The sequence below is a fragment of the Streptomyces sp. Je 1-79 genome (assembly GCF_025195125.1).
In the GTDB taxonomy this organism is placed as follows: Bacteria; Actinomycetota; Actinomycetes; order Streptomycetales; family Streptomycetaceae; genus Streptomyces.
Genome location: NZ_JAMGSL010000005.1, coordinates 451,855 through 475,766, shown reverse-complemented (window position 1 = coordinate 475,766; position 23,912 = coordinate 451,855). Strand labels below are relative to the sequence as shown.

24 protein-coding genes are annotated in these 23,912 nt (G+C 72.4%); 9 read left to right on the top strand and 15 right to left on the bottom strand.

Annotation, left to right across the window (positions count from 1 at the left end):
- Nucleotides 1-178: 178 nt before the first annotated feature.
- Complete coding sequence (locus M5362_RS12720) at nucleotides 179-838, top strand: HAD family hydrolase (RefSeq protein WP_260227573.1); 660 nt, start codon at nucleotides 179-181, stop codon at nucleotides 836-838.
- 109 nt (nucleotides 839-947) lie between these two features.
- On the opposite strand, the gene M5362_RS12715 is transcribed toward M5362_RS12720, so the two are convergent.
- Complete coding sequence (locus M5362_RS12715; RefSeq protein ID WP_260227572.1) at nucleotides 948-1,394, bottom strand: SRPBCC family protein; 447 nt, start codon at nucleotides 1,392-1,394, stop codon at nucleotides 948-950.
- 245 nt (nucleotides 1,395-1,639) lie between these two features.
- Here M5362_RS12715 and M5362_RS12710 point away from each other — a divergent pair, with 245 nt between their 5' ends.
- Nucleotides 1,640-2,734, top strand: a complete 1,095-nt coding sequence (locus M5362_RS12710; protein WP_260227571.1) for a chemotaxis protein — start codon at nucleotides 1,640-1,642, stop codon at nucleotides 2,732-2,734.
- A 115-nt stretch (nucleotides 2,735-2,849) separates the two neighbouring features.
- Here M5362_RS12710 and M5362_RS12705 read toward each other — a convergent pair whose 3' ends face one another.
- The 12 genes from M5362_RS12705 to M5362_RS12650 all read right to left on the bottom strand — a co-directional run bounded on the left by M5362_RS12705 (nucleotide 2,850) and on the right by M5362_RS12650 (nucleotide 13,471).
- The gene (locus tag M5362_RS12705; protein ID WP_260227570.1) at nucleotides 2,850-3,341 is read right to left on the bottom strand and encodes a DUF1269 domain-containing protein; all 492 of its coding nucleotides are present in this window, start codon (nucleotides 3,339-3,341) and stop codon (nucleotides 2,850-2,852) included.
- 109 nt (nucleotides 3,342-3,450) lie between these two features.
- Nucleotides 3,451-4,467: an aromatic ring-hydroxylating dioxygenase subunit alpha gene (locus tag M5362_RS12700; protein WP_260227569.1), complete on the bottom strand. Its 1,017-nt coding sequence runs from the start codon at nucleotides 4,465-4,467 to the stop codon at nucleotides 3,451-3,453.
- Nucleotides 4,468-4,469: 2 nt separating this feature from the next.
- Nucleotides 4,470-4,694: a recombinase family protein gene (locus tag M5362_RS12695; protein ID WP_260227568.1), complete on the bottom strand. Its 225-nt coding sequence runs from the start codon at nucleotides 4,692-4,694 to the stop codon at nucleotides 4,470-4,472.
- Nucleotides 4,695-4,728: 34 nt separating this feature from the next.
- Nucleotides 4,729-5,667: a PDR/VanB family oxidoreductase gene (locus M5362_RS12690; protein WP_260227567.1), complete on the bottom strand. Its 939-nt coding sequence runs from the start codon at nucleotides 5,665-5,667 to the stop codon at nucleotides 4,729-4,731.
- 35 nt (nucleotides 5,668-5,702) lie between these two features.
- A complete protein-coding gene (locus M5362_RS12685) occupies nucleotides 5,703-7,328 on the bottom strand; it encodes a thiamine pyrophosphate-binding protein (RefSeq protein ID WP_260227566.1) in 1,626 nt (541 codons plus the stop codon).
- 9 nt (nucleotides 7,329-7,337) lie between these two features.
- The gene (locus M5362_RS12680; protein ID WP_260227565.1) at nucleotides 7,338-8,126 is read right to left on the bottom strand and encodes an SDR family oxidoreductase; all 789 of its coding nucleotides are present in this window, start codon (nucleotides 8,124-8,126) and stop codon (nucleotides 7,338-7,340) included.
- Nucleotides 8,127-8,145: 19 nt separating this feature from the next.
- A complete protein-coding gene (locus tag M5362_RS12675; RefSeq protein ID WP_260227564.1) occupies nucleotides 8,146-8,886 on the bottom strand; it encodes an SDR family oxidoreductase in 741 nt (246 codons plus the stop codon).
- The gene (locus tag M5362_RS12670; RefSeq protein WP_260227563.1) at nucleotides 8,879-9,400 is read right to left on the bottom strand and encodes a cupin domain-containing protein; all 522 of its coding nucleotides are present in this window, start codon (nucleotides 9,398-9,400) and stop codon (nucleotides 8,879-8,881) included. Before M5362_RS12670 ends, M5362_RS12675 begins: the two co-directional genes overlap by 8 nt.
- Complete coding sequence (locus tag M5362_RS12665) at nucleotides 9,391-10,221, bottom strand: alpha/beta fold hydrolase (RefSeq protein ID WP_260227562.1); 831 nt, start codon at nucleotides 10,219-10,221, stop codon at nucleotides 9,391-9,393. The genes M5362_RS12670 and M5362_RS12665 overlap by 10 nt, the downstream gene beginning before the upstream one ends.
- Nucleotides 10,218-11,015, bottom strand: coding sequence for an aspartate dehydrogenase domain-containing protein (locus M5362_RS12660; RefSeq protein WP_260227561.1), 798 nt, complete (start codon nucleotides 11,013-11,015; stop codon nucleotides 10,218-10,220). The genes M5362_RS12665 and M5362_RS12660 overlap by 4 nt, the downstream gene beginning before the upstream one ends.
- A complete protein-coding gene (locus tag M5362_RS12655) occupies nucleotides 11,012-11,956 on the bottom strand; it encodes a VOC family protein (RefSeq protein WP_260227560.1) in 945 nt (314 codons plus the stop codon). The genes M5362_RS12660 and M5362_RS12655 overlap by 4 nt, the downstream gene beginning before the upstream one ends.
- Before the next feature lie 30 nt (nucleotides 11,957-11,986).
- Entirely contained in the window at nucleotides 11,987-13,471 is a 1,485-nt protein-coding gene (locus M5362_RS12650; RefSeq protein WP_260227559.1) for an aldehyde dehydrogenase family protein, read from the bottom strand.
- Nucleotides 13,472-13,749: 278 nt separating this feature from the next.
- Here M5362_RS12650 and M5362_RS12645 point away from each other — a divergent pair, with 278 nt between their 5' ends.
- The 3 genes from M5362_RS12645 (at nucleotide 13,750) to M5362_RS12635 (ending at nucleotide 16,573) form a co-directional block, all read left to right on the top strand.
- Entirely contained in the window at nucleotides 13,750-15,114 is a 1,365-nt protein-coding gene (locus M5362_RS12645) for an MFS transporter (RefSeq protein WP_260227558.1), read from the top strand.
- A 192-nt stretch (nucleotides 15,115-15,306) separates the two neighbouring features.
- Nucleotides 15,307-15,843, top strand: coding sequence for a MarR family winged helix-turn-helix transcriptional regulator (locus M5362_RS12640; RefSeq protein ID WP_260227557.1), 537 nt, complete (start codon nucleotides 15,307-15,309; stop codon nucleotides 15,841-15,843).
- A 115-nt stretch (nucleotides 15,844-15,958) separates the two neighbouring features.
- Nucleotides 15,959-16,573 carry a GNAT family N-acetyltransferase gene (locus tag M5362_RS12635; protein ID WP_260227556.1) on the top strand — a complete coding sequence of 205 codons (615 nt, stop codon included), beginning with the start codon at nucleotides 15,959-15,961 and terminating at the stop codon, nucleotides 16,571-16,573.
- Between the two features lie 10 nt (nucleotides 16,574-16,583).
- Here the strand turns inward: M5362_RS12635 and M5362_RS12630 are convergent, their stop codons facing one another.
- Entirely contained in the window at nucleotides 16,584-17,315 is a 732-nt protein-coding gene (locus tag M5362_RS12630; RefSeq protein ID WP_260227555.1) for a DUF6215 domain-containing protein, read from the bottom strand.
- Between the two features lie 292 nt (nucleotides 17,316-17,607).
- On the opposite strand from M5362_RS12630, the gene M5362_RS12625 reads away from it, so the two are divergent.
- Together M5362_RS12625 and M5362_RS12620 are read left to right on the top strand one after the other, a co-directional pair.
- Nucleotides 17,608-17,982: a VOC family protein gene (locus tag M5362_RS12625; protein WP_260227554.1), complete on the top strand. Its 375-nt coding sequence runs from the start codon at nucleotides 17,608-17,610 to the stop codon at nucleotides 17,980-17,982.
- A gap of 87 nt (nucleotides 17,983-18,069) precedes the next feature.
- Nucleotides 18,070-18,468, top strand: a complete 399-nt coding sequence (locus M5362_RS12620; protein ID WP_260227553.1) for a TOBE domain-containing protein — start codon at nucleotides 18,070-18,072, stop codon at nucleotides 18,466-18,468.
- 14 nt (nucleotides 18,469-18,482) lie between these two features.
- On the opposite strand, the gene M5362_RS12615 is transcribed toward M5362_RS12620, so the two are convergent.
- Nucleotides 18,483-20,006, bottom strand: coding sequence for a helix-turn-helix domain-containing protein (locus M5362_RS12615; protein WP_260227552.1), 1,524 nt, complete (start codon nucleotides 20,004-20,006; stop codon nucleotides 18,483-18,485).
- 229 nt (nucleotides 20,007-20,235) lie between these two features.
- Here M5362_RS12615 and M5362_RS12610 point away from each other — a divergent pair, with 229 nt between their 5' ends.
- Both M5362_RS12610 and M5362_RS12605 read left to right on the top strand, forming a co-directional pair.
- Entirely contained in the window at nucleotides 20,236-21,069 is an 834-nt protein-coding gene (locus M5362_RS12610; RefSeq protein WP_260227551.1) for a xanthine dehydrogenase family protein subunit M, read from the top strand.
- Nucleotides 21,066-23,867 carry a molybdopterin-dependent oxidoreductase gene (locus M5362_RS12605; protein ID WP_260227550.1) on the top strand — a complete coding sequence of 934 codons (2,802 nt, stop codon included), beginning with the start codon at nucleotides 21,066-21,068 and terminating at the stop codon, nucleotides 23,865-23,867. The genes M5362_RS12610 and M5362_RS12605 overlap by 4 nt, the downstream gene beginning before the upstream one ends.
- The last annotated feature ends 45 nt before the right edge of the window (nucleotides 23,868-23,912 follow it).

The window sequence follows — 23,912 nt, the reverse complement described above, 5'->3', positions numbered from 1 at the left end:
GAATAACCCCGTACCCCGTCGGTGCGAAAAGATCCCACTGTCCCGGCAGGACGGGTGGCACGCCCGCGGCACGCGCGCGTGGGCCTGGCGGCTACCCGGCGCCGTCACGCACGCCGTCCGCCGAGTGCCGCGCGCAGTCCGGGGCAGACGCCGCTTCGACCCGAGGAGGCGACCCAGGATGAGCCGAGCAGCCCTGTTCGACGTGGACGGCACCCTCGCCGACACCAACCACCTGCACGTGACAGCCTGGTGGGAGGCGTTCCGGCAGGCGGGCCACGACGTGCCCATGCACGCCATCCACCGAGCCATCGGGCTCGGTGGGGACGATCTCGTCGCCCATCTGCTGGGCGACGACCGAGACCGCGAGCAGGACTCCGCCCTCGGCGCCGCCCACAAGACCCTGTACGGCACGTACTTCGACCGGCTGCCCGCCATGGACTCGGCAGGAGCCCTGCTGAAGGCGGTGGCCGGGCGTGGCTGGACGGTCGTCCTCGTCACCTCCGCGGGCGGCGGCGAGCTGGCGGCGCTGCGGCGGGCGATCGACGCGGACGAGGCGATCGCGGCCACGGCGAGTTCGGACGACGTACAGGAGGGCAAACCGGCCCCGGAGCCCGTACACCACGCTCTGGAGCTCGCCGGGGTCCCGGCGCGGCGGGCGGTGATGGTCGGCGACACCGTCTGGGACATGAAGGCGGGGGCGCGCGCCGGGGTGGACTGCGTGGCGGTGCTGTGCGGCGGCATCCCCGCCGCCGACCTGCGCGAGGCGGGGGCGTCGGAGGTCTACGCGGACCCCGCCGACCTGCTCGCGAGGCTCGACGACAGCCCCTTCGCCGGGTGAGACGGCGAGCGGGACCCGGGCCCGCGCGACGGAGGAGGTCCGGGCCGGTCCGGCCACCGGGCGGCCTCGGCCCGACGGCGAGCCGCCGGCACCGGCGGGGGCGGCGCGGTCACAGCCTCACCGTGCGTTCACGGACCGCGATCTGGGCCAGTTTCGTCAGCATCATGCCGTTGCGGACGGCCACGATGTAGTCCACCGGGAGTCCGTGCATCCGGGTGCCCGGGCCACGGAGGGGGTGCCAGTCGAGGGTGAAGAGCGTGTTCTCGCCCCAGGGCATCAGGTTCATGGCGATACGCGCCGCCCCGAAGGGCTCGGCCTTCGCCTCGAGCTCCAGGCGTCGTTCCGGTTCACAGATCCGTACGACGCAGGTGTCGTCGAGCGTCAACGGACCGGCGCCGACGCGGACTTTCAGCCGGGCGCCCACTTCCGGCCAGTGCGGGTCCGCGGCGAGGACCTGCTGGGTGCCCGTCACCCACTCCCCGTAGCGGCGGCCGTCGGACAGCAGGCGCCAGACCTCGGACGGCAGGCACAGGATCAGACGGCGGTTCCGGGCCACGCTGGTCACGCTCCTTCCCGAGCTCGGCCTCCAGCGTCGTACCGCTCCACCGGCCGCGCAGTCCGACAGGTCCGAACGGATGCCCCGAGCGGCGTTCGCGCGCCTGCGGAGCAGCCCGCGGTCCCCCGGCGCGCCGACACCCGGATACGGGCATATCGTGCGATCTGATCGGCCGGTTCCCCAGGGGGCCCGTGTGCCGCGGCCCCGCCCTCGCCCCTGCGATCGCCCCTGAAAGGCCTGCTCCCATGCACCCTGCGCTCAGCACCGAACTGCTCACGAAGCTGCGTCAGCCGCGCCCCTATCCGGCTCTGTCCCTGGTCATGCCGACCCATCGCCGGGAGCCGGACAACGCCCAGGACCCCCTCCGGCTCCGCAACCTCGTGGCCCGGGCCGGGGAGATGGTCGAGAAGGACCCGGCGGTGACCCGTGAGCGGCGTCTGGACGTGCTGAGTCAGCTGGAGCAGGCCGTCTCCGAGATCGATCTCGCCCGTGCCGAGGACGGCCTCGTGATCTACGCGGCTCCCGGGGAACACCATGTCTGGTCCGTGGCCCGGACCGTTCCCGAGCGCGTCGTCGTCGCCGACACCTTCCTCACCCGCAACCTCGTCGCCGCCAAGGCCGCCGAGCAGCCCTTCTGGGCGCTGGCGGTGGCCGCCGACCGGGTCTCCCTCTGGAGCGGCGACTCGGAGCACGTCCGCGAGCACACCGAGGACGGCTTTCCGCGGACGCGGAGCCTGGAGGACCCCGACGCGGAGCGCAAGGAGCGCGTCGGGGACCTGCCGAGCACGTTCCGGGACGAGCAGACGCGCCAGTTCCTGCGCGAGGCGCACGAGGCGATGCGTATCGTGCTCAGCTCCTCCCCCCGGCCCCTGTACCTGCTCGGCGAGGCCGCGGCGCTCTCCCTCCTGGACGACCTAGGGCAGCTCGCCACGGACACGACGGCCGTCCAGAGCGGCGGCCTTGCCGCGGGGCCGGCCGCGCAGGTGTGGCAGGCGGTCCAGCCGCTGCGCACGGCGAGGGAGGCGTCGGACACGGCCGCCGTCGTCTCCGAGCTGGACGCCGCACAGGGCCGGCGCGAGTTCGCCGGAGGTGTCGATGAGGTCTGGGCGGCCGCGAAGGAGGGCCGGGTCCGCCTGCTGGCCGCGGAGGAGCACTTCCGGACGGTCGTCCGTGACTACGGCGACCACCTCGAACCCGCCGACCCCACCGACCTCGACTCGCGGGACGACATCGTGGACGAGATCGTCGAACGGGCCCTCGCGACGGGAGCGGCGGTGCGCTTCGTCCCCGACGAGACGCTGTCGGGCACGGGCGGGATCGCCGCCGTCCTCCGCTACTGAGCCCGTCGGCGGCGTCCGCGCCGGCCGCGTACGGCAAGGGTCGGCACGGAGAGTCCCCGTGCCGACCCTTGCCGTGACGTCGCGCGCCGTGGCTCGCGCCGTCGGCGAGCTGCTGCTACGCGCCGCCCGCCAGCTGCTCCACGAGGGCCTGCTCGTCCTCGTCGGAGAGCGAGGTCTTGAGGACGGTTCCGCCGAAGGACTGCATGGCGGCGGCGAACTTGTCCTCGGTGACCTTCGAGGCCATGATCACCACGGCCGCCGAGCCGGGCTTGAGCAGCTCGTCGACCTTGCTGCGGAAGTCCTTGTCGACGCCCATCTGGTTCAGCTTGCCGATGAGTCCCCCCAGGGCGGCGCCCAGCACGCCGATGCCGGGGGTGAGGATGAGGATCCCGAAGACCATGCCCCACAGCGCGCCCGCGGTGGCGGAGAGGGCCATCTTGTCGGTCTTGGACGGTGTGTCGACATGGGTCTCGCCGTCCTGGTCGACGGTGACGACCGCGAGCCCGTTGAGGTCGACCACGTGGTCCTTCTGGAGCTCCTGCACCGCCTTGAAGGCCTTCTTCGCCACGGAAGGCTCGTCGTAGCCGATCACGATGAGCTCGGACATGTCCATCTCCTTTGCCATCAAACCAGTCACTTTGCACCATATGCTCGCATCTGGTGCAGGGCATCAGGGGTGCGGACGCGCAGAGCCCGTGGACGTCGCCGAAGTGGCGTCAGACCGCGGCCGACGACTGGGAATCGGCCCCCGAGCGGTACAGCCGGCGAAGGCGCACCACACCGAGGTCGTGCTGGTAGAGGTTCTCCCGCTGGTCGGCGTCCACGGGCATGCCCTCCAGCATGACGCGGTCCTGCTCCAGGACGTCCCAGTGCCGCTTCTCGATCAGCGTCCGGTACAGGAAGCGCCAGGAGTCGCGCTGCCAGCCCTGGACCTTGCGGTAGCGCCAGAAGAAGACGCCGGTGCGCCCCGCGTCCACCGGGCAGACCATGCCGACGATGCCGAAGGGGCCGCCGGGGCCCGCGGACGGCGGATAGGGGATGGAGAGGTCCACCCAGTCCACCCCGGTGCGGCACAGCTCCACCCAGTCGAAGTTGACGCCCCGCTGGTCCGTCTTCTCGAAGAAGTAGCCCCGGTCGGTCTCCCGGATGCGGAACTTGGCGGTGGTGTCGCCGTCGAACATCGTGTGGGACTCGTGGTGCAGGAAGGCTCCGTGCATCGGGTCCAGGAGGTTCTCCACCGCGTACCGCCACGGCACGTTCCACTCGGCGTAGCAGAGGAAGGCGTCCGTCTCCGGGTCGACCAGCGGCTCGGGGAGTTCGAGCGGCGCCGGCTCGGGGTGCTCCTCGTCACCGAAGTACGCGAGCACCGCGCCCGCCACCTCGCGTACCGGGAGCGAGGTGACCAGCTTCCTGCCCTCCAGGTTGCAGCCCGGCAGCCCCGGCACGGACGAGACGGTGCCGTCCGTCTCGACCTCGACGCCGTGGTACCAGCAGGCCACCCGGTCGCCCAGGTGCTTGCCGAGGGAGAGCGGCGCGCCGCGGTGCGGGCAGCGGTCGGCGAGCATGGCGAGGGTGCCGTCGGAGCGGCGGAACAGCAGCCACTGCTCGCCGAGCGCGGTGACCTTGCGCATCGCGCCGGGGGCGACGAAGTGCGAGGGGACGACGGCGTGCCACTGGTTGCGCAGGCCGTGGGCGTAGATGTGGTCCGCGGAGGCGGTCGTGGACAGCGTCATGGTCAGGCTCCCAGTCGGTGCATCTCGGCGCGGAAGGACGTCTCGGTCCAGGGCTCCCCGTCCGGGGCGTGGACCTTGCGGGCGTTGAGCCCGCGCACGACGTCGGTCAGTTCGTGGCCTTCGCTGGTGAAGACCTCTTCGAGCGTGGCGGCCAGCTTGTACTCGTACGGGCTCGGCTCGCGCGTCCGGCTCTGGTGGATCTCCAGGTACGGCCAGGCGTCGGTCATTGAGACTCCAGGGGAGGTTCGGGTCGGAGGGAGGTCAGAGGTCGAGGACGAGCCGGCCGGAGGCGCACCGCGAGACGCAGATCATCATCGAGGCGTTCGCGGCGTGCTCGGCCTCGCTCAGGAGGAAGTCGCGGTGCTCCGGTACGCCGTCGATCACCCGGGTCTCGCAGGAACCGCAGATGCCGTCCCGGCAGGAGCTCCGCACCTCGATGCCCGCGGCCTCGGCGGCGGCCAGGATCGAGGTGTCCGGTCCGACGTCGAGCGTCAGTCCGGAGGCGCGGCACTCGACCTCGAAGCCCTCGTCGTCTCCCCCGCGCTCGACCACTGGGGCGGAGAACCGTTCCAGCCGCAGGCGTTCCGGTGCGCAGCGCTCCTCGACGGCGGAGAGCAGCGGCCCGGGGCCGCAGGTGTAGACGAGCGTGTCCTCGTCCAGTCCTGCCAGCGCCGCGTCCAGGTCGATGTGTCCCGCCTCGTCCTGGGGTACGAGGGTGAGGGCGCCGCCGCCCAGGGCGGCGAGTTCGCCGGTGAACGCCATGGAGTCCCGGGTGCGGCCGCCGTAGACGAGCCGCCAGCGGGCGCCGCGGCGGGCCGCCTCCCTCGCCATGGCGAGGATCGGTGTGATGCCGATGCCACCGGCCACGAACACGTAGCCTCCGGCGTCCTCCAGGGCGAAGTGGTTGCGCGGCTCGGAGACGGTGATCCGCTGGCCGGGGCGGAGCGCGGTGTGGACATGGCGTGAACCGCCCCTGGACGCGGGCTCGTCGAGCACGCCGATCCGGTAGGCGCCGGCCGTCCGCGGGTCGCCGCACAGGCTGTACTGCCGGACGTGACCGCCCACGTGGACGTCGATGTGGGCTCCCGGGGTCCACGCGGGCAGCGGCTTTCCGTCCGGGTGGACCAGGTCGACGGAGAGGACGCCTTCCGCCTCCCACGTCATGCGGTGGACGACCAGCCGCAGCGACTTCTCGCTCATGGTCTGCTTCCTCCTGACTGTCTTGGGGGAAGGGCCTACTGGCCCGGGATCCGCACGGGCGGGGTGAAGGGGTTCTTCATCGGTCCGAGGGCCGTGAGGTCGACCTCGACGAGCACCGGCCCGTCGGTGGCCACGGCCTCCGCGATCACCGGTCCCGCGTGCTCCTCGGCCGCGATGCGCAGGTACGGCAGCCCGCAGGCGCCCGCCAGCGCCTCGAAGCCGGGGGTGGTGAGGTCGACGCCGGAGCGGCGCTCGGCGTACCGGTCCTGCATGTTGCGCAGCACGCCGTAGCCGCCGTCGTTGAAGACCAGGAGGGTGAGCCGCGGCCGTTCCTGGGCGAGCGTGAGCAGCTCGCCGAGGTGGACGGCGAGCCCGCCGTCACCGGCGATCACGACCGTGGGCGAGTCGGGGCGGGCGAGCGCGGCGCCGATGCCCATGCCGAGCCCCTGCCCGATGCCGCCGCCGCGCGGAAAGACGTTGTCCCGCGGGTCGTAGATCTCCAGGAGGCGGTTGCCCCAGCTGCTCGACGGGATCGTGACGTCGCGGGCGACGACCGCCTCGCGGGGCAGCGCGGCCCGCAGGGCGTCGCAGATCGCGGCCTGCGGGCCGATGCCGTCGTGCAGGGCTGCCCGCACCTCGGCGCGTACGGAGGCGGCGCGCTCGCTCCAGCCGTCCTCGGCCCGGCGGGCGTACGGGAGCAGGGCGTCGAGCACGGTGCCTGCGTCGCCGTGGAGGGGGTGGGTGGCCGGGTGGACCCGGCCGAGCGCGGCCGCGTCGGCGTCGATCTGGATGTGCGCACCGGGCAGCGGGAGCGTGTAGTCGGCGGTCTCGTTCGAGCGGAAGTGCGTGCCGACGGTGACCAGTACGTCCGCGTCCGCGAGCAGGGCCCGGACGGCGGGCGTGGTGGCGAAGTTGCCGATGACCCGCTCGTCGTCCTCGGGGATCGCGCCGCGTCCGGAGTTGGAGGTGACGAGGGCCGCGCCGGTCGCCTCCAGGAGCCGGGTCAGCTCACGGCGGGCCCTGACCGCGCCGCCTCCGGCCCAGATCACGGGGCGGCGGGCGGAGGCCAGCAGGGCGCCGGCCGACTCCAGTTCACCGTCGGTGGGGACGGGGAGGAGGTACGAGGGGAGTGCGCGCGGGGCGTCGTTCTGGGCCGCGTACTGGAGGTCGATCGGCCATTCGACGCTCGCCGGGCCGCCCGGTGTGGCGAGCGCCGCGTTCGCCGCCTCGCGCAGGATCCGTCCCGCCTGTCCCGTGTCGGGCACGCTCGCGGCGTAGGCCGAGACGGCGGTCAGCATGGAGAGCTGGTCCTTGGTCTCGTGGATGAACCCCCGTCCGCTGCCGAGGAACCGGCTCTCCACCTGCCCGGTGACGTGCAGGACCGAGCTGCCCGCGCTGAGCGACTCGATGAGCGATCCGGCGGCGTTGCCCGCGCCGGTGCCGGTCGAGGTGAGCGCGCAGCCGATCGAGCCGCGTGCCCGTCCGTAGGCGTCCGCCGCGTTCACGGCGGACGCCTCGTGCCGTACGGGGACGAACCGCAGTTCGCGGTCGACGGCCTCGACCAGCGGCAGGTTGTGCACGCTGACGATGCCGAAGACGGTGTCGATGCCGAGTTCGCGCAGGACGGCGACGAGGAGATCGCCTCCGTTGTCGTGACGCATGGTGACTCCTCAGAGGATGGAGCGGCCGACGCCGCCGCAGACGTCGATGCCGGTGCCGGTGATGTACGAGGCGCGGGGCGAGAGCAGCGCGACGACGGCGTACGCGACCTCCTCGGCCCGGCCGAGGCGGCCGAGCGCGATCCCGCGGTCGGCGGCGAGTTCCGTCTGCCACTCCTCGTAGCTCAGGAAGGTGTCCGCCGCGGCGTACCGGCGGGTCCACTGGCCCGTGTCGACGAGGCCCAGGCAGACGGAGTTGACCCGGATGCCGTCGGGCGCGAGTTCGGCCGACAGGGACTTGGAGAGGTTGAGGATGCCGGCGCGGGCGGCGCTGGTGGTGATCAGGCGGGTCTCGGGCTGCTTGGCGAGAACGGCGTTGATGTTGACGACGCTCGCCGCGCCGGAGGCGGTGAGATAGGGGCGGGCGGCGCGCAGCGGGTTGAGGACGCCGGCGAACTTGAGTTCCAGTTCGTCGCGCCAGTCCTCGGCCGTCGCGTCGTCGAGCCCCTTCATCCGGGACTGCCCGGCGTTGTTGACGAGTCCGTCGACTCCGCCGAACTCCTCGGCGGTGCGCCGGACGAATCCGTCGACGGCGTCGGCGTCCCGTACGTCGCAGACCCCGGTCAGCAGCCGGTCGCGGCCTGCTCCGAGCGCCGCGGCCACCTTCTCCAGCCGGCCGGCGTCGCGGCCGCAGGTGGCGACGCGGGCTCCTTCGTCGAGCAGGGCGCGGACCGTGGCCAGGCCGACGCCCGAGCTGCCGCCGGTGACCACGATGGTGCGGTCGGCGAGGCCCAGATCCATGACTCGTCTCTCCTACAGCTCAGTTCATGGTGAAGCCGCCGTTGACGGCGATCACCTGTCCGGTCAGATAGCGGGACTCCTCGCCGAGCAGGAAGGAGACGATCCCGGTGATGTCGTCCGCCTGCTGCGGCCGGGAGAGGGCCCGGTTCGCGCGGTAGAGGCCGTGCCGCTCGGCGGGTACGGTCTCGGTCGCCTCGCCCTCGGTCAGCCCGGGGGCGACCGCGTTGACGGTGATCCCCTTGTCGCCGAGCTCCCGTGCCATGGCCCGGGTGAGCGCGATGACCGCGCCCTTGGAGGCGATGTAGTGGGCGAGGCGCGGGGAGCCGTACAGCGCGGCGTCGGAGGCGATGTTGACGATCCGTCCAGGTGCGGTGAAGAGCGGGTGCAGCGCCTTCGACACCAGCCAGGGGCCGCGGGCGTTGACGGTCATCAGCCGGTCCCACACCTCGACGTCGATGTCCTGGAACTCACGTCCGCCCACGCCGTTGGCGAGCGCCGCGTTGTTGACCAGCCCGTACAGGGGGCCGAGGCCGCGCACGGCCGCCGCGAGGCCGTCCACCGACCCGGGGTCGGCGACGTCGCACCGTACGAAGACGGCGTCGACGCCCTCCTTCCGCAAGGCGGCGACGGCGCCCTCGCCGCGCTCGGGGTCGAGCTCGGCGACGACGACCCGGAAGCCGTCGACGCCGGCCCGGCGGGCCATGGCCAGTCCCAGGCCACGGCCCGCCCCGGTGACGACGACGACCCGAGGGTCAGTCACGGGTGACACCGTGCATCGGCGAGTACACGGGGTAGGACGGCACCTGCGGCTTCTGGGTGCCGATGACGACGCAGAACAGGGCGTCGGTGTCGCCCTCGTTCTTCAGGGACCGGGTGACACCGGCCGGGACGACGATCATGTCGCGGTAGCCGAGGGTGCGGTACTCGGCCTCGTCCGGGCCCCGGTGGATGCCGACCCTGACCTCGCCCTCCAGGACGAAGAAGGCTTCCTCGACGTCGTGGTGGGTGTGGGCCGGGCCCTCGGCGCCGGGCGGCAGCAGCATGTTGGAGAAGGTGAAGCCGCCGGAGGGGATGACGCGGCTGTCGCCCTCGTGGTTGCCGGTGGCGCCGGAGCCGACGTAGCGGATCTGGCCGCGGCGGTACTGCGGGCCGGCCTTCTCCTGGAAGGAGAGGGTGTCGAAGTCCGCGACCCGGGAGGCCTTCGTGGCGATGAGGGAGTCGGTGTACGCGGCGAGGTCGTCGCCGTTGTCGTACGCGGTGGTGGTCAGAGGCATGGTGACAGCTCCTTTTCGGGGATGCGTGCGGTGATGCGGAGGTGGGAGAGGATCCAGGCGTTGAAGCGGCCCGGCTGCTCCTGGTTGGCCAGGTGACCGGCGTCCTTGACGATCACGAAGGCGGTCTTGTGGAGGGCCCCGGCGATGTCCTGGCTCGCCTCGACGCCGGTGACCGTGTCCTGGTCGCCGCAGAGGACGAGCGAGGGCGCGGCGACCGAGGGCAGCTCGGCGCGGAGATCGGCGCAGGCCATGGACTCGGCGGCGTACGCGTAGCCCGGCAGCCGTACCGAGGCGGCCATGGTGTCGACGACCCGCCGGACCAGTTCGTCCGGGGCGCCGGGCGACACCAGGCGTGGTCCGCGCGCCTCGGCGAAGGCGCGCGGGCCGAGTTCGGCCAGTTCGGCGACGCGGGCCCGCATGCCCGCGGCCTTCGCCGCGTCCGTGCCCGAGCCGGGGCTGGAGTCGGCGACGATCACCGAGGCGACCAGGTCCGGGTGGCGGGTGGCGAGCCGCAGGGCGATCACGCCGCCCCAGGAGACGCCGAGCACATGGGCGCTCCCGCCGCGCTCCCTCACGAGCCCGGCCGCCGCGTCCGCGAAGTCGTCGAGGGTGAGGGCGACTTCGGGGTCGGGCGACCCGGCGTAACCAGGGGCGTCCCAGGCGACGACCCTGGCGTACGAGGAGAGCTCGGCGAGCTGCGGCGCGAACGCCGCAGAGGACGAGCCGATGCCGTGCAGGCACAGCAGCAGCGGGCCTCGGTCGCCGGCCTCCTCCACATGGACGTCGACGCCGTCCCTGTCGCGGCCGGTGGGGGCGCTCACAGGATCTGCCCCGTCCGTCCGGCGAGCGCCCCGAGGCCGCGGAGCACCGCGTACGGCACCACCTGGCTGGTCGCCGGGTTCCCGGGGTCGGGCAGGTGCGCGACCTCGAAGCGGTACGTGCCGTGCGCGCCGGACGCCTCGATGACGTGCCGGGTGTGGTGCGCCGCGGGATCGGCGACGACCCGGACCCGCACAGCGTCCAGGTCACCGACGGCCAGGGCGACCGACGCGGCGACGTTCGTCGACTTGGGGAACTTCGCCGGAACCTCGCGCGCCGTGCCGGACATGACCTCGACCGGTCCGGTCGCGGTCCGCATGCGGGTCAGCAACTCCTCGTCCATCCACGGCTGTTCGAGGGTCGCGGGAAGCTTGGTGGTGGTCAGGCGGACGTCGGCCAGCGGGCCGAGCGAGCGGGCGGCCTGGAGCAGGTCGAGCCCGCCGACCGCGCCGCCCGTGAAGTACACCCGTCCCGGTCCCGCCGCGAGCAGCCGCTCGGCGAGCTCGTCGTCGGTCATCGCCCCGCTGGAGGCGATGAGCAGATCGGTGCCGGAGGCGAGCACGCGCTCGCCCCACTCCCGTACGACTCCCTGCCCGGCGGCCTCCACGATCAGGTCGCAGAGCTCCAGGGCCTCCTCGAAGGGGAGCTGGGGGGCGGGCGCCGTGTCGCCGAGCGGACGGTTGTCGACGACGCACACCAGCTCGGCGCCGTCCACCTGCCCGTCGGCGAGGGCGGTGCCGACGATCCGGCCGATCGCGCCCCAGCCGACCACTCCGACCCTGCGTACGGTGCTCATGCGTTGTCCTTTCGGGCGTCGATCGGTGCGAGTGGGCCGGGGTCCGGCGTGCCCGCCATGTGGCAGCGGATCTCCCTGGACGGCGGGCCGGCCGTGCCCCACAGGTCGGAGAGGTCCGGCACCCGTCGCCACACCCGGGCGATCCAGGTGTCCTCGACGATCTGCGCGACCTCGGAGGTGTACTCGCAGACGAGCCCGGACGGGTCGGTGAAGTAGGAGAAGGTGTTGTTGCCGGGGCCGTGCCGTCCGGGGCCCCACTGAGGGGCGATGCCGTGGTGGCGCAGCCGCCCGAGGCCCCGCATGAAGTGGTCGACCGAGCTCATCTCGTACGCGACGTGGTTCAGCGAGGTCCACTCGGCCTGGTTGAAGGCGATGCAGTGGTGGTCGGCGTTGCAGCGCAGGAACGCCATCTGGTGCTCGGACCAGTCCGAGACGCGCAGCCCGAGGACGTCCCGGTAGAAGGCGACGGCGGCGTCGATGTCGGTGGTGTTCAGCACGGCGTGGGTGACGCCGACGGGCACCGCGCCGTCCCGGCCGCGCGGGGCGACGGCCTCGACCTGGGCGCTGATCTCGACGAGGCGCCGCTCGGGGTCGGTGAACCGCAGTCCGTAGCCGCCGCCCGCCTGGTCGAGCGGGCCGGGGCCGAAGACGGGGACGATGCCCCGTTCTTCGAGGCGCCGGGCGGCCTCGTCGACCTCGGCGGGGGTGGCGACGGCGAAGGCGAGCCGGCCGAGGCCCACGCGCTCGCGCTCGGTCAGGTGCAGGACGTGGTGCTCGTCGCCGGTGCCGCGCAGCCACCGCGCGCCGCTGTCGGACTCGACGGTCTCCAGCCCCCAGACCTCCTCGTAGAAGTCGGCGGCCTCGGTGAAGGCGGGCGTGTGCAGCTCGACGTAGCGCAGCGAGCGGAGGCGGGCGATCGGGCCGGGCGGTGACGGTTGCATGAGTCTCTCCAGACGGGCGGGCGTGCCGGGTCAGTGGGCCCAGGGAAGGGGGGCGTCGGAGGTGCCCCAGTAGAGGGACTTCTGGCGCTGGTAGGCGCGGATCGCGTCGCGGCCCTTCTCCGTGCCGAGCCCGCTCTCCTTCCAGCCGCTGAACGGGGTGGAGGCGCTGAACTGCTTGTACGTGTTGATCCAGACGGTGCCGGCGTCGATCCGGCGGGCGATCCGCCAGGCGGCGCGGGCGTCGCGGGTCCAGATGCCGCAGGCGAGTCCGTAGACGGAGTCGTTGGCCTGGCGGACCAGGTCGTCCTCGTCGTCGTAGGGAAGCGCCACGAGGACCGGGCCGAAGATCTCCTCCTGGCAGGTGCGGGAGGAGTTCGGCAGGCCGTCGAGGACGGTCGGCAGGTAGTACGCGCCGTCCCGGAGGCTCTCCTCCTCGGGCGCCGAGCCTCCGCACAGGACCCGCGCACCCTCGGACCGGGCGAGGTCGACGTAGGCGGCGACGGCGTCGCGGTGGCGGTGGTGCACGAGGGGGCCGACCTGGGTGGCCGGGTCGGTGCCGGGGCCGACCCGCAGTTTCCGGACGCGTTCGACGAGCTCGCCGACGAAGGAGTCGTAGAGCTCGCGGGCCACGAAGAGCCGGGAGCCTGCGATGCAGGACTGGCCGCTGGAGGAGAAGATCCCGAAGAGCACACCGGCCAGGGCCTGCTCGGCGTCGGCGTCGGCGCGGACGATGGTGGGGGACTTTCCGCCCAGCTCCAGGGAGGCGGGGATCAGCTTCTGAGCGGCGACGGCGGCGATCGTCCTGCCCGTCGCGGTTCCGCCGGTGAAGCCGACGCGGGCGACGAGGGGGTGGCGTACGAGGGCGTCGCCGACCACCCGGCCGCTGCCGGGGAGCACGGACAGCAGCGCGGTGGGCAGACCGAACTCGTCGAGGGCCCGCGTGATCAGCCGGCCGAGGGCGAGGGAGACGAGCGGGGTCCAGGCGGCCGGCTTGAGGAGGACCGCGTTGCCGGCGGCGAGGGCGGGGGCGATCTTCTGCGCGTCGCTCGCGATGGGCGAGTTCCAGGGGTTGACCGCGCCGACCACACCGAGGGGCTCGTGGACGCTCATCGTCAGGTACGGGCCGCGCGAGGGGGTGAGGGAGTCCTCGGCGGTCTCCAGCGCGGCGGCGATGTAGCGGAAGGTGCCCGCCGCGCTGAGGGCGAGCGCCCGGGTCTCGGTGAGCGTCTTGCCGGTGTCGGCGGTCTGCAGCGCCGAGAGCTCGTCCGCCGCCTCCTCGGTGAGCGCGGCGATCCGGTGCAGGAGCCGGGCGCGCTCGTGCGGGAGGAGGTCCCGCCAGCGGGGGTCGGCCGCGGCCTCGGCCGCCGCCTCCGCGGCCTCGGCGACCTCTTCCGCGGAGGCGGAGTGCACGGTGGCGAGGAGACGGCCGGTGGCCGGGTCGACGGTGTCGAGCGGTTCTCCGGCGCCGCGCCGCCACTGGCCCGCGATCAGGATGTCGGTGGGGTGGTGGGGCACGGGCGAACCTCCTGGCGAGGCGGGACGGGTGGGGCTTCGGACTTCACATCTCGAAGCGCTTGAAATCTAAGCGCTTAACTATCTCGACGCAAGACCCCTGGTTCGAAATCGTTGCCCGGCAGTGCTTGAGCACGGGGTGCGGCAACCCCAAGGATGGGCGTCGAGCCGGCGGGTTCGAGATCGCTAAGCCCAAGATTACTAAGCCCTTAACCATTGACCGCTTAGATAGCTGAACCTACTGTCTCCGCAACTCCTCTGTTCGCGGAAGGACCCCCTCCATGACGACTGTGGCCGGCAAGCCAGCCCTCGGCTCCGTAGCCGCGCGCCTCGAACGACTGCCGCACTCGCGCTGGCACGTCAAGGTGCGATTCCTGATCGGCGCCGTCACCTTCTTCGAGGCGTTCGACCAGCTGTTGGCCGCCTCCGCCCTGCCCGTCCTGACGAAGGAATGGAACCTGACCACCGGGCAGGCCACCTTCGCCGTCACCGCCGCCTCGATCGGCATGCTCCTCGGCGCCCTCGCGGCCGGATGGCTGGGCGACCGGATCGGCCGGGTGCGTACGGTCGCGCTCGGTGTCGCCGTCACCGGTCTCGCCAGCCTCGCCGTCGCCTTCTCCGGCTCCATCGAGACCTTCTCGCTCTTCCGGTTCGTCCAGGGTCTCGGCATCGGCGGCGTGGTCCCCGTCGCCGCGACCTACATCAACGAGATCGCCCGTTCCGACAAGCGCGGGCGCTTCGTGCTGCTGTACGAGATGATCTTCCCCGCCGGCCTCGCCGCCGCGACGCTGGTCGCCGTCTGGGTCGTCCCCAATCTCGGCTGGCGCGCCATGTTCCTCATCGGCGGCCTCCCGGTCCTGATCGCAGCCGCACTCCCCCGCCACGTCGAGGAGTCCCCGCGCTGGCTCCTGGCCCGCGGGCGCACCCAGGAGGCCGAGGCGGCCATCGCCCGGATCGAGGCGGAGGTCGCCCGCACCACGGCCGAACCGCTGCCGTCACCGGCCGCCGGAGTCCCCGAGGACCTCGCGAAGGGCCGGCTGAGCGACCTCTTCCGGGGCCGCTACCTGCGCCGTACTGCCGTGCTCTCCGGGCTGTGGTTCGTCGCGTACTACGTCAACCACGGCATCTCCACCTGGCTGCCGTCGCTCTACACCAGGCAGTTCGGCCTGGACCTGACCACGGCCCTCGTCTACACCCTGCTCAGCAATGTCACGGGCCTGCTCGGCACGTTCGTCGTCGCCCTGCTGATCGACCGCATCGGGCGCCGGCCCGCGCTCATGGCGGCCCTCGTCGGGGGCGCCCTCTCGCTGGGCGTGCTGGCCCTGGCGGGCGCGAGCTCGGGCGGCCAGGTCGCCGTCTTCGCCTCGTGCACGACCTTCTTCCTGTACGCGATCAACGCGGGTCTCTACCTCTACTCCCCCGAGCTCTACCCCACGGCCAACCGCGCCAAGGGGGCGGCGTTCGGCGGCCTGTGGAACCGCCTCGGCGTCATCCTCGGGCCGGTCGTCGTGGGCACGATCATCGGCGCGGGCGGCAGCCTGTCGCTGGTCTTCGCACAGCTCGCCGTCATGGCCCTGGTGGGCGCCGTGATCGCCTGGTTCGCGATCGAGACCAAGGGCAGGACGCTGGAGGAGCTCAACCGCTGACGGCGGACACCCCGCGTCCGTCGACCCCGGGGTGGCATCCGCCGCCCCGGGGTCACGTCCGCCGGCGCGGGGTGGCATCCGCCGCCCCGGGGTCACGTCCGCCGCACCCGGGCCCGAGTGCCTCAGCGGTAAGATTCTCAGTGCTGTGAGATGCCGGAGGGGTGCCGGCCGCGGCCGTACGAGGGGATGGACATGGCTGCATCGAAGCCGGCGAACCGCGACGCCGTGGCGAAGGTGATGGAGGACTGGGCCCGTGAGCGTCCCGAGCTGGACACCAGCCCCCTGGACGTGCTCGCCCGGCTGCACCGCACCTTCCTGCGCTACAACACCCGGATCACCGCGTCGATCGAGCTCCACGGCCTGTCCGTGGCGGGCTTCGACGTGCTGACCGCGCTGCGGCGCGCCGGCGAGCCGTACCGCCTGACGGCCGGACAGCTCGCCGACTCCGGCCTCGTCTCCTCGGCGGGGGTGACCCTGCGGATCGACCGGCTGGAGAAGGACGGGCTGATCGTGCGCGAGCGGGACGCCGACGACCGGAGGGTCGTCTACTCCCGCCTCACCGAGCTGGGCCTGGCGACCGTGGACACGGTCTTCGCCGAACACCTCGACAACGAGCGCCGCATGCTCGACGGCGTGTCTCCCGCCGAGCGCCGGCAGCTCGCCCGCCTCCTGAGGAAGCTGGAGACCTCGATCCTCTCCTCGGACGAGCCGGCGGCGGAGCCGGAGTGACGGGACCGGCGGGACCGGCCCGGCCCGCCCGGCGGATCCGGCCGTAAGGGATTCGACCGTAGAGATCCGGCCATAGGGGGCCCCGCCGCCGAGTCCAAGATCATCGGGGCGCAGAATGACCCGTATGTCGATGACGAACACCCCACGAACGGCGACGGTCGACGACGCTCCGCTGATCGGAGACGCGTTGACCCGCGCCTTCGACGACGACCCGATGATGCGTTGGTTCTTTCCCGACGGCTCCTCGCGCGCGGCGGCTCTCGGTCGCTACTTCACCACCCTCTTCACCCGGCAGTACGTCCACCACGCGGTGTGCGAGCGCACCGCGGCGGCGGCCGCCTTCTGGGTGCCGCCGGAGGCACAGGCCAAGGCCGTGCCCGACGCGGAGACGATCCAGGAGCTCCAGGACATCCTCGGCGACCGGGCACCCGTGTTCGGGGCCGCCGTCGAGGCCGCCGCGCAGCACACGCCCCAGGAGCCGCACTGGTACCTGGCACTGATAGGCGCCGACCCGGCGGCCCAGGGCCAGGGGCACGGCGCCGCACTGCTGCGCTCGGGTCTCGCCAAGGCCGACGCGGCGGGCATGCCCGCCTACCTGGAGTCCTCCAAGCCGGACAACCTGCCCTTCTACCAGCACTTCGGCTTCACCGTGCGCGAGGAGCTGACGCTTCCCGGGAACGGGCCCGTGCTGTGGGCGATGTGGCGCGAACCGCGCCATCCGGCCGCCTGACGGGAGACGGTCACGGCCGGACGGCGCTTCCGGGGGTCCACCCCGGGAGCGTCGGCAGGACCGCCTCGGCCACACGGAGCAGCACCGCGTCGTCCGGCACCGCGCCGTCCCCGCGCCACAGGGTCACCTCGTACGACCCGCCGCTGTCCCGCGCGTCCCGGGCCACGATGACGGAGCGGGCGGGAACGCCGGGCCCGGTCTCGGCGTCGCTGCCGTCGAGACGGAAGCGGATGCTGATGGTCTGGTCCGAGTACAGGACGGCCGGGCGGCCCAGGACCTTTCGCTCCTCGGCGCTGTGCCCCGTGAACGGGGTGTATCCGGCCACCGGGGCTCCGTCGTAGAGCGCCGACAGCGTCACGGTGTAGGTCGCGAACCGCACCTCGGACGTGGGAGTGGCGATGTCCCTTGCGGCGCCGGCCAGTTTGAGGGAACCGTCGCTCCCGTCGGCGGACGTCGCCATCTCCTCCGGCGTGCCCAGGAGCCGGGCGAGATCGGGGCGGTTCAGCGCCTTGCACAGCTCGTCCCCGGAGAGCCGCCCCCGCGTCTCACGGGTCTTCCCCGGCGTCCCGCCGGTCTCCCCGTCCCCGCACGCGGCCGGCCGCGGCGGACCGCCACCCGTGTCCCCGACGGCCTCGCCCATGGCCCACAGGCCGAATCCCAGGGCCGGCACCACCAACAGGCCCGCCACGACCTGCCCCCACATGCCCGCGCCCTTCGGCAGCGCGTCGACGTCCTCCGCCATGTCCCCCACCCGCGGTCTCCCCCGGCGTGCGCCGGGCCGGGGCACACTAACTCGTGATCATCGGGCGGACAAGGGAATTCCTGGGCGAGGAAGGCGGGGGGAAGAAGTGATCCCTTACGGCCGGCCTGGTGAGCGGCCCTGCCTGCCCGGGGCGGGGGCCCGGGGCGGCCCTTCGGGGTATCCGGTGGCGGGCAGCCGCGCGGCGCGGGCGGGGACCCCGGCGGTTCGGGATATCTGTGGTCGCAGGCGACGGTCGGCAGTGGCCGTCCCCCTCCGGAAAGGTGGACGTCCCGTGAGCGTCAAGCCCGTGCCCGGCGGCAAGATCGGCCACGCCGAACTGGCTCTGGGAAACTCGATGATCATGATCGCGGACGAGCACCCGGGCATCGGATTCCGCTCGCCGAAGTCCGTCGGCGGCACGCCCATCACCCTGCACCTGTACGTGGAGGACGTGGACGCGGTCTTCGCCGCGGCCCTCTCCCGCGGCGCGAAGGAGCTGTCGCCGGTCAAGAACGAGTTCTACGGCGACCGCAGCGGTCAGTTCGAGGACCCCTTCGGCCACCGCTGGAACGTCGCCACGCATGTGGAGGACGTCGCGCCGGAGGAGATGGAGAAGCGCGCCGCGGAGGCCATGCGGTCGATGGAGGCCGGGTCCGACGGCGGCTGACCGGCCCCGCCGGCGCCGGCCGGAACGCGCGGAGGCGAACGGCCCGGCCGGAACGGGCGGCCGCGGCGGGTGGCCTAGAGTGCGGGGGTGCCGTCGTACAGCATTGGGCAGGCCGCCGGGCTGCTCGGAGTGAGTTCGGAGACCGTCCGTCGCTGGGCCGACAGCGGTCGGCTGCGCATGGACCGTGACGGTTCGGGAAACCGGGTCATCGACGGGGTCGGCCTCGCGGCCTTCGCCAAGGAGCGCGGCTCGGGTATGTACGCCGTGCCGGAGGACGATCTGCCGACCTCCGTGCGCAACTCGTTCGTCGGGATCGTGACCGCCGTCCGCGTCGACGACGTCGCCGCTCAGGTCGAGATCCAGTCGGGCCCGCACCGGCTCGTCTCCCTGGTGACCCGGGAGTCCGTCGAGGAACTCGACCTCTCGGTCGGAGTCACCGTGACCGCACGGGTGAAGTCGACGAACGTCCATATCGACCTACGCTGACGGGCGGCCGTCCCTCAACGGCAGAGCAGAGCCGCGCGCAGGTCCAGCTTGTGGTCGAGGCGGGACAGGTCACGCCCCGTCAGGGTCTCGATGCGCTCGATGCGGTAGTGCACCGTGTTCACGTGGAGATGCAGGGCCTTGGCGGTCCTTGCCCAGGAACCGTCGTGCGCGAGGAACACTTCGAGGGTCTCCAGAAGCACGGCGTTCGCGGGCCGCTCGTCCAGCAGCAGCGGGCCCAGGACCCTGGTGCTGTACACCTCCTTCACGTCTCCCGGCACACCCGCCAGCAGGGTCTCCAGGTCGAAGAGGTCGTCCACGGCCATCACCCGGGATCCTCGCGGCGCCGCGACCCGTGCCGCCGCCCGGGCGTACCGGGCCTGGGTGACGGCCGCCGCGAGACCCGCCGTCTCCGTCACGGGGGCACTCACCCCGCAGTGCACGACGGCGTCCGGACGGCAGGCGTGGATCAGCGGCCACACCTCCCCGAGGCGCGCCTGGATGTCGTCACGGCCCTCGACGCCCACGACCGCGATCGCCTCGCCGTCCGGGCGCTCCCCGACGGCGAAGGAGCCTGGGCGCAGATGGCTCAGCGCCTCCGCGAGGGCGTCGCGGCACCCGGGGCGCTCGTCGTCCCCTTCCGTGGTCGCGACGACGACCGCGTACGGTCCCGCGTCGGGCAGTCCGCACGCACGCAGGACGTTCCCCAGGTCGTTCGCCTCCGGGCCGAAGGCACCGATGAGGCCGATGAGTTCCTCGTCGGCCTGCCGTCGCGTGGCCTGTCGCCGGTCGTGGTGGCGACGGTGCTGGGCGATGACCTCGGCGATCTCGTGGAGCGCGCGGGGCGGGGCCTCGACCGCGCCGGGCAGGTGGAGGTGCCAGGCGTCGAAGGCGGTGCCGTCGGCGTCGATGCGCAGCGTCGTGCCGGGTGTCCCGTGCAGGCTCTCCGCGGCCCGCCGGGCGGGGATCGGGGGCGCCGAGGTGGTGCGGGCCACGGTGCGTCCGCTGCTGGTCAGGAGGTAGCAGGGGGGCGAACCGAGGTGGGCGAAGGCCCGGTCCAGGAGTTCGGCCGCGGGGACGCCCCGCTCGGACAGCCGGCCGAGTTCGCCCCGTACGTTCTCCGGCAGCGCGTAGAGGTGGGAGGGACGGCGGTTGAGGTCACCCCACTGGCGGAGGTACACGGCTTCGGTGATGGCGCGGAAGCTGGTGTGCGCGGGCACGGCGATCAGGGCGATTCCGTGTGCGCGGCAGGCGGCGACGAGTTCGTCGGGGACGGTGCCGTGCGTCTCCTCGCCGGCCAGGAGCGCGGCGGCGCCGCCGGCCCGCAGGGCGGAGACGAAACGTTCGGTCCGGGCCGGGCTGTCGTCCGGGGACCACCACACGAGTCCACTGAGGACGATCTCGCCGGGCTGGAGGAATCGCGTCGGGTCCTCCAGGTCGGTGGCCGTCACCCCGCTGATCTCCCGGCCGAGCAACGACGCGTCGCCCCAGACGAGGCTGAGGTCGAGGTCGTCCAGTTGGAGGAGATGGTCGACGTGCATGCGGTGACTCCTTGCGCGGCTGCGGGAGTGACCCCACATCTCACATTCACGAGGCGAGTGCGAGTTCCCACATCGTAGATGCCAGATCTCCGTAGCAAAATGGCTCTTGGTTGATCATCCAGCGTCCGGGGAGCGGGCCTGGAGGTTTTCCGTGTGGTGAACCAGTCGTTTTCGGCCTCGCGGAGGGCTTCACTGGCGTGGAAGCAGTGGCCGAGGGGCGTGGGGAGACATGGATCTGAACACGGTGACGGACGTGCGTGACGCGCGGCTCCGCGAGCCTTGGCGGCCGGGTGACGCATGGCTGGGCGGGGGTACGTACCTCTTCTCCGAGCCCCAGCCGCACCTGCGCCGTCTGGTGGATCTCAGCCGCATGGGGTGGGAGCCGCTCAGGCTCGACGAGGACGGCTCGCTGGAGGTCGCGGCGACGTGCACCATCGCCCAGCTCTCCCGTTACGGGCGGACGTTCGGCGCCGCGGCGGCGCCGTTGTTCGAGCAGTGCTGCCGCGCCTTCCTGGCCTCGTTCAAGATCTGGAACATGGCGACCGTCGGCGGGAACCTGTGCAACGGGCTGCCCGCCGGGCCGATGATCTCGCTGACCGCCGCGCTCGACGGGGCCTGTCTGCTCCAGTCCCAGGCGGGGACCCTCCGGAGCGTGAAGGTCGTCGACTTCGTCACCGGTGCGGGCCGCAAGGGCCTCGGTGAGGGCGAGTTGCTGCGCTCGGTCACCCTGCCCGCCCGGGCGCTCGGCTGCCGTACGGCCTTCCGGCAGGCTTCGCTGTACGGGCTCGGCCGCTCGGGCGCCCTGGTCATCGGGGCGTACGACCCCGTGGACGGTTCGCTGGCCGTGACGATCAGCGCGGCCACCGTACGCCCGTTCCGGCTCTGGTTCCCGCTGCCGCCGGGGAAGGACGAGCTCCGGCGGGCGATCGAGGCCGCCGTCGGCGCCGACGACTGGTTCGACGACATCCACGGACTGCCCGAATGGCGGCGGCACATGGGCTTCCGCCTCGCCGAGGAAGTGCGCCGCGAACTGACACAGCTCCGCGAGGACGGTACGCGATGAACTTCCGCATCCAGGTCAACGACCAGCCCTTCGAGGACGAACCGCGCGCCGGCCAGTGCCTGCGCACCTATCTGCGCGAGCGCGGCTGGTTCGGGGTGAAGAAGGGATGTGACGCGGGTGACTGCGGCGCCTGCACCGTCCACGTCGACGGGGAGCCCGTGCACAGCTGCCTGTACCCGGCGGTGCGCGCGGAGGGCCGGAGCGTCACGACCGTCGAGGGACTCGCCTCCCCCGAGGGCGAACTCCATCCCGTCCAGCGGAGGTTCCTCGATGCGCAGGGCTTCCAGTGCGGCTTCTGCACGGCCGGTTTCCTCATGACGACGGCCTCCCTCGAAGCCGAGCGGGGCGCCCCGCACGACGACGGCAAGCTGGAGGACCTTCCGCGCGCCTTCAAGGGCAACATCTGCCGTTGCACCGGCTACCGCGCGATCGAGGACGCGGTGCGCGGTGTGCGGCACACCGAAAGCCCCTGTGCGGGAAAGGCCGTGGGAAGGAGCCTCGGCGCTCCGGTCGGCCCCCAGGTGGTGACCGGGACCGCCCGCTACACCTTCGACGTCGAGGTTCCCGGGCTGCTCCACATGAAGCTGCTGCGCTCCCCCCACCCGCACGCCCGGATCGTCGGCATCGACACCTCCGAGGCGCTCCGGGTCCCGGGCGTGCACGCCGTCCTCACCCACCACGACGCCCCCGACCGGCTGTACTCCTCCGCCCGCCACGAGCATCCCACCGAGGACCCGGAGGACACCCGCGTCCTGGACGACGTGGTCCGTTTCGTCGGCCAGCGTGTGGCGGCCGTCGTCGCCGACAACGAGCAGGCGGCCGAGGAGGGGTGCCGCCGTGTGGTCGTGACGTACGAGGAACTGCCGTACGTCATCGACCCGGAGGAGGCGATGCTCCCGGGCGCTCCCGTGATCCACGACAGGGGCCCGGAGTCGCGCATCGCCCGCCCCGGGAGCAACGTGTGCGGCGAGGTCCATCACACCCTCGGCGACATGGAGAAGGGCTACGCGGAGGCGGACGTCGTCTACGAGGAGACCTTCCGGACGCAGCGCGTACAGCACGCCAGCCTGGAGACCCACGGCAGCGTCGCGTACTTCGAGCCGAAGGAGGAGGGCGAGGGCGAACGCATCACCGTCCGCTCCTCCACCCAGGCCCCGTTCCTGACCCGGCGGGCGCTGTGCGCCCTCTACGACCTGAACGAGGACGAGGTCCGGGTCGTCGCGGGCCGTGTGGGCGGCGGGTTCGGCGGCAAGCAGGAGATGCTCACCGAGGACATCGTGGTCCTCGCCGCGCTGAAGCTGCGGCGCCCGGTGAAACTCGAGTTCACCCGGGCCGAGCAGTTCTACGGCGCCACCACCCGCCACCCCTTCAAGATCACCGTGAAGATCGGCGCCAAGGCCGACGGCACCCTCACCGCGCTGCGGATCCGCGTGGTCTCCAACACCGGCGCCTACGGCAACCACGGCCCGGCGGTCATGTTCCACAGCGTCGGCGAGTCCTTCGCCGTGTACAAGGCGCCGAACAAGGAGGTGGAGGCGTACTCGGTCTACACCAACGGCGTGCCGGCGGGCGCCTTCCGCGGTTACGGCCTCGGCCAGGTCCTCTTCGCCGTCGAATCGGTGATGGACGAGCTCGCCGTCCGGCTCGGCATGGACCCGCTCGTCCTGCGCGAGAAGAACGTCATCGGCCCCGGCGACCCGATGGTGACGCCGATCGGCCACGAGGAGGACCTCTTCATCGCCTCGTACGGGATGAAGCAGTGCATGGACATCGTCCGCAGGGCGATCGCCGAGGACCGCAGCCACGAAGACGTCCCGGAGGGCTGGCTCACCGGGACGGGCACGGCGGTCGCGATGATCGCGACCGGTCCGCCCGGCGGCCACTTCGCCGACGCCCGGGTCAGCCTGCTGCGCGACGGCACGTACGACATCGCGGTCGGCACGGCGGAGTTCGGCAACGGCACGACCACGGTCCACAAGCAGATCACCGCGGGGGCGCTGAACACCACGGTCGACCGGATCGCCGTCCGCCAGTCCGACACGGACGTCGTCCGGCACGACACCGGCGCGTTCGGCTCGGCCGGCACGGTGGTGGCGGGCAAGGCCGTGATGCTGGCGGCCGACTCGCTCGCGGAGCGCCTGAAGACCTTCGCGGCCCGGCACACGGGAGTGGCCCGGCACCTGTGCAGGCTGGAGGCCGAGGCCTTCGACTGCGCGGGCCGGATCGTCACCCTGAAGGAGCTGTACGAGGCCGCCTACGACACGGGCAGGCTGGAGGAGCTGGCCGCCGACGGCCACTGGGGTGGCAGCCCCCGTTCGGTGGCCTTCAACGCCCAGTGGTTCCGGCTCGCCGTCGATCCGGGCACCGGCGAGATGAGGATCCTGCGGAGCGTGCACGCCGCCGACGCAGGCAAGGTGATGAACCCGATGCAGTGCCGCGGCCAGGTCGAGGGCGGAGTCGCCCAGGCGCTCGGCGCCACCCTCTTCGAGACCGTGCGGCTCGACGACCGCGGGGAGGTCACCACGGCGGCCTTCCGCCGCTACCGGCTCCCGCAGTACGCCGACATCCCGCGCACCGAGGTCCACTTCATGGAGACCTCCGACGCGATCGGGCCCCTGGGCGCCAAGTCGATGAGCGAGAGCCCCTTCAATCCGGTCGGGCCCGCGTTCGCCAACGCCCTGCGCGACGCCACGGGGATCCGTTTCACCGAGATGCCCCTCACCCGGGACCGCGTCTGGCTCGCCCTCGACCGGCACGCCCGCGCCTCCGCCGGTGAGGCCCCGCCCCTTGGCGCATGAGACCGGAGGATGCGTGGACGGTTCTCGTATCAAGCTCACAATCGC

What these genes read in the sequence shown, in the direction of transcription:
- M5362_RS12720 (WP_260227573.1), top strand. Translation starts at nt 179, where the DNA reads ATGAGCCGAGCAGCCCTGTTCGACGTGGACGGCACCCTCGCCGACACC.
- M5362_RS12690 (WP_260227567.1), bottom strand. Translation starts at nt 5,667, where the DNA reads ATGAGCGAGAAGTCGCTGCGGCTGGTCGTCCACCGCATGACGTGGGAG.
- M5362_RS12610 (WP_260227551.1), top strand. Translation starts at nt 20,236, where the DNA reads ATGGATCTGAACACGGTGACGGACGTGCGTGACGCGCGGCTCCGCGAG.
- M5362_RS12640 (WP_260227557.1), top strand. Translation starts at nt 15,307, where the DNA reads ATGGCTGCATCGAAGCCGGCGAACCGCGACGCCGTGGCGAAGGTGATG.
- M5362_RS12670 (WP_260227563.1), bottom strand. Translation starts at nt 9,400, where the DNA reads ATGCCTCTGACCACCACCGCGTACGACAACGGCGACGACCTCGCCGCG.
- M5362_RS12705 (WP_260227570.1), bottom strand. Translation starts at nt 3,341, where the DNA reads ATGTCCGAGCTCATCGTGATCGGCTACGACGAGCCTTCCGTGGCGAAG.
- M5362_RS12635 (WP_260227556.1), top strand. Translation starts at nt 15,959, where the DNA reads ATGACCCGTATGTCGATGACGAACACCCCACGAACGGCGACGGTCGAC.
- M5362_RS12605 (WP_260227550.1), top strand. Translation starts at nt 21,066, where the DNA reads ATGAACTTCCGCATCCAGGTCAACGACCAGCCCTTCGAGGACGAACCG.
- M5362_RS12645 (WP_260227558.1), top strand. Translation starts at nt 13,750, where the DNA reads ATGACGACTGTGGCCGGCAAGCCAGCCCTCGGCTCCGTAGCCGCGCGC.
- M5362_RS12615 (WP_260227552.1), bottom strand. Translation starts at nt 20,006, where the DNA reads ATGCACGTCGACCATCTCCTCCAACTGGACGACCTCGACCTCAGCCTC.
- M5362_RS12710 (WP_260227571.1), top strand. Translation starts at nt 1,640, where the DNA reads ATGCACCCTGCGCTCAGCACCGAACTGCTCACGAAGCTGCGTCAGCCG.
- M5362_RS12685 (WP_260227566.1), bottom strand. Translation starts at nt 7,328, where the DNA reads ATGCGTCACGACAACGGAGGCGATCTCCTCGTCGCCGTCCTGCGCGAA.
- M5362_RS12660 (WP_260227561.1), bottom strand. Translation starts at nt 11,015, where the DNA reads ATGAGCACCGTACGCAGGGTCGGAGTGGTCGGCTGGGGCGCGATCGGC.
- M5362_RS12680 (WP_260227565.1), bottom strand. Translation starts at nt 8,126, where the DNA reads ATGGATCTGGGCCTCGCCGACCGCACCATCGTGGTCACCGGCGGCAGC.
- M5362_RS12695 (WP_260227568.1), bottom strand. Translation starts at nt 4,694, where the DNA reads ATGACCGACGCCTGGCCGTACCTGGAGATCCACCAGAGCCGGACGCGC.
- M5362_RS12700 (WP_260227569.1), bottom strand. Translation starts at nt 4,467, where the DNA reads ATGACGCTGTCCACGACCGCCTCCGCGGACCACATCTACGCCCACGGC.
- M5362_RS12630 (WP_260227555.1), bottom strand. Translation starts at nt 17,315, where the DNA reads ATGGCGGAGGACGTCGACGCGCTGCCGAAGGGCGCGGGCATGTGGGGG.
- M5362_RS12655 (WP_260227560.1), bottom strand. Translation starts at nt 11,956, where the DNA reads ATGCAACCGTCACCGCCCGGCCCGATCGCCCGCCTCCGCTCGCTGCGC.